Genomic DNA, 1,766 nt, shown 5'->3' with positions numbered 1-1,766 from the left:
GGAGGCATCTAATGCAGGGAACTAATTGGGTTAAGGTGAGTGAGAGATTGCCTGTTATTGGTGATCCGGTACTTGCGTTATGGGATGGAACTCCGTTGGTTTTATTTTTAAATCAGGTCAATCTTAATGATGAAATAACATTATCTCTTCAGTGGGAAGCTGTTTATTTACCTAGCAAACCCATCCCATTCTTTGATGTTGAATACTGGATGCCATTCCCACCAATGCCAGAGGGTGAATGATGACTAAAAAACAACGTGAAAACCTACGAATGTTGTTCGGTGGTCGATGTGCTTACTGTGGCTGTGAATTACCAGAAAAAGGCTGGCATGCAGATCATGTAGAGCCGGTTCTTCGTGGCCCTGATTTTATTGCTAACAATGACACAACTGAAAATCTTGTCCCCGCGTGTGCTCCATGTAACTTATTCAAAAAAACATACTCAATTGAAGATTTTCGACACGAAATAAAACGGCAGGCAGATAGAGCTAGGCTGTATTCAGTAAATTTCAGAACAGCAGAACGTTTCGGAATGATTGAATTAGTCGATAAACCAGTTGTTTTCTGGTTTGAGCAATATCAGCAGGAGGCTAACAGTGAGTGAATTAAAACCTTGCCACCATTGCGAATCTGAAAATCTTGAAGTGATGCAGGTATTCAGCAATTCATTTGTTCAGTGTAATCGCTGTGGCGCAAGAGGGCCTATTGCTAAAAATATGGAATTAGCAGTCGAGTATTGGAATGCACGAGGTAATTATGGAGAACTTCTGTCTACACGAATCAACGAAAAATCTATTTGATAACAACGTAATTGAACTACTTAAATCCCACCCAAAACTCAGTGTCACCATCAAACCTTACAAACCAAAAAGAAGCCTCTCTCAAAATTCATTAAGCCATGTTTGGTACAAAGAAATCAGCGACTACTTGATTAAGTCAGGTCGTGAGTTCTGTACTGAAGCATGGGTGAAAGAAAGCTTGAAGGCAACTTACCTTGGGTTTGAAGTAACCGAGTATACCGATGTGTTAACAGGTGAAAAAACGCAACGAGAGACACTTAAGCACACCTCAAGGTTAGATAAGGGGGATATGCATCACTTCTTGCAGAGAGTTGAAGCATGGGCTTCACAGTTCGGTTTAATACTAACTACTCCAGAAGATAGTGAGTACATGAAATTGAAAAGGAAACAAGACGAATGACGCCAGAAGAAAAGCTAAAGCAATATGACGAGAAGTTAGAAGAGGCTCAGAAGTTGGTTCGATTTATCGAAGAAAGTCGCCGTGAGCACATTAACCGTTACAACTTAAACAGGAAGTGATCATGACTGAAGAACAATATAAAACTTACGCTCAAGCGATAGTTATAGGTCGAAATTACAGCGAATTCACATACAAACATGTGTCCTTGGAGTTGGGTATTCGACTAAATGACGCAGGAAGGATTCTAAGTAAATTACATGATATGGGGTGCCTGACTATTACAGGGCGAAGGAAGAATGATTACTCCAGGATGTTCAATATTTACAAAGTTAAATCTGACTCAATTACAACGTTGCGTCAGCAATATGAGCGTGAATTCTTAGAGAATATGCCTGTTAAGCCAAAGTTAGTACCAGTTAAAAAACAAAAGACACCAGAAAAACCAAAGTGCGGAATTAAGTTTGTTAAAAAGGCTAACGTCTCAGGCATGGGTAATCCGATGCTGATGAAGTTTGATTCATTATTGGGTGGGGTGAGGGTGTGAAAACCAAGTCAACAAAAATGGA

At 40.0% G+C, this 1,766-nt stretch carries 6 protein-coding genes; all 6 read left to right on the top strand.

What is annotated here, in order from left to right; all coding sequences use genetic code 11:
- On the top strand, positions 1-242 hold a 242-nt coding region (locus ABN217_RS18890; RefSeq protein ID WP_349459800.1), incomplete at its 5' end, for a hypothetical protein.
- Positions 239-604 carry an HNH endonuclease gene (locus ABN217_RS18885; protein WP_349459799.1) on the top strand — a complete coding sequence of 122 codons (366 nt, stop codon included), beginning with the start codon at positions 239-241 and terminating at the stop codon, positions 602-604. The genes ABN217_RS18890 and ABN217_RS18885, both read left to right, overlap by 4 nt.
- Positions 597-800: a Lar family restriction alleviation protein gene (locus ABN217_RS18880; protein WP_349459798.1), complete on the top strand. Its 204-nt coding sequence runs from the start codon at positions 597-599 to the stop codon at positions 798-800. Before ABN217_RS18885 ends, ABN217_RS18880 begins: the two co-directional genes overlap by 8 nt.
- The gene (locus ABN217_RS18875) at positions 757-1,200 is read left to right on the top strand and encodes a recombination protein NinB (protein WP_349459797.1); all 444 of its coding nucleotides are present in this window, start codon (positions 757-759) and stop codon (positions 1,198-1,200) included. The genes ABN217_RS18880 and ABN217_RS18875 overlap by 44 nt, the downstream gene beginning before the upstream one ends.
- Complete coding sequence (locus ABN217_RS18870; protein ID WP_259344581.1) at positions 1,197-1,319, top strand: hypothetical protein; 123 nt, start codon at positions 1,197-1,199, stop codon at positions 1,317-1,319. Before ABN217_RS18875 ends, ABN217_RS18870 begins: the two co-directional genes overlap by 4 nt.
- A gap of 2 nt (positions 1,320-1,321) precedes the next feature.
- Positions 1,322-1,744, top strand: a complete 423-nt coding sequence (locus tag ABN217_RS18865; protein WP_349459796.1) for a hypothetical protein — start codon at positions 1,322-1,324, stop codon at positions 1,742-1,744.
- Positions 1,745-1,766: the final 22 nt, after the last annotated feature.

It is taken from the genome of Proteus sp. fly-1067, assembly GCF_040139345.1.
GTDB lineage: Bacteria > Pseudomonadota > Gammaproteobacteria > Enterobacterales > Enterobacteriaceae > Proteus > Proteus vulgaris_B.
This window is presented reverse-complemented; position numbering and strand designations above follow the sequence as displayed.

Coding starts and splice junctions, on each gene's coding strand:
- ABN217_RS18870 (WP_259344581.1), top strand. CDS start 1,197: ATGACGCCAGAAGAAAAGCTAAAGCAATATGACGAGAAGTTAGAAGAG.
- ABN217_RS18885 (WP_349459799.1), top strand. CDS start 239: ATGATGACTAAAAAACAACGTGAAAACCTACGAATGTTGTTCGGTGGT.
- ABN217_RS18865 (WP_349459796.1), top strand. CDS start 1,322: ATGACTGAAGAACAATATAAAACTTACGCTCAAGCGATAGTTATAGGT.
- ABN217_RS18875 (WP_349459797.1), top strand. CDS start 757: ATGGAGAACTTCTGTCTACACGAATCAACGAAAAATCTATTTGATAAC.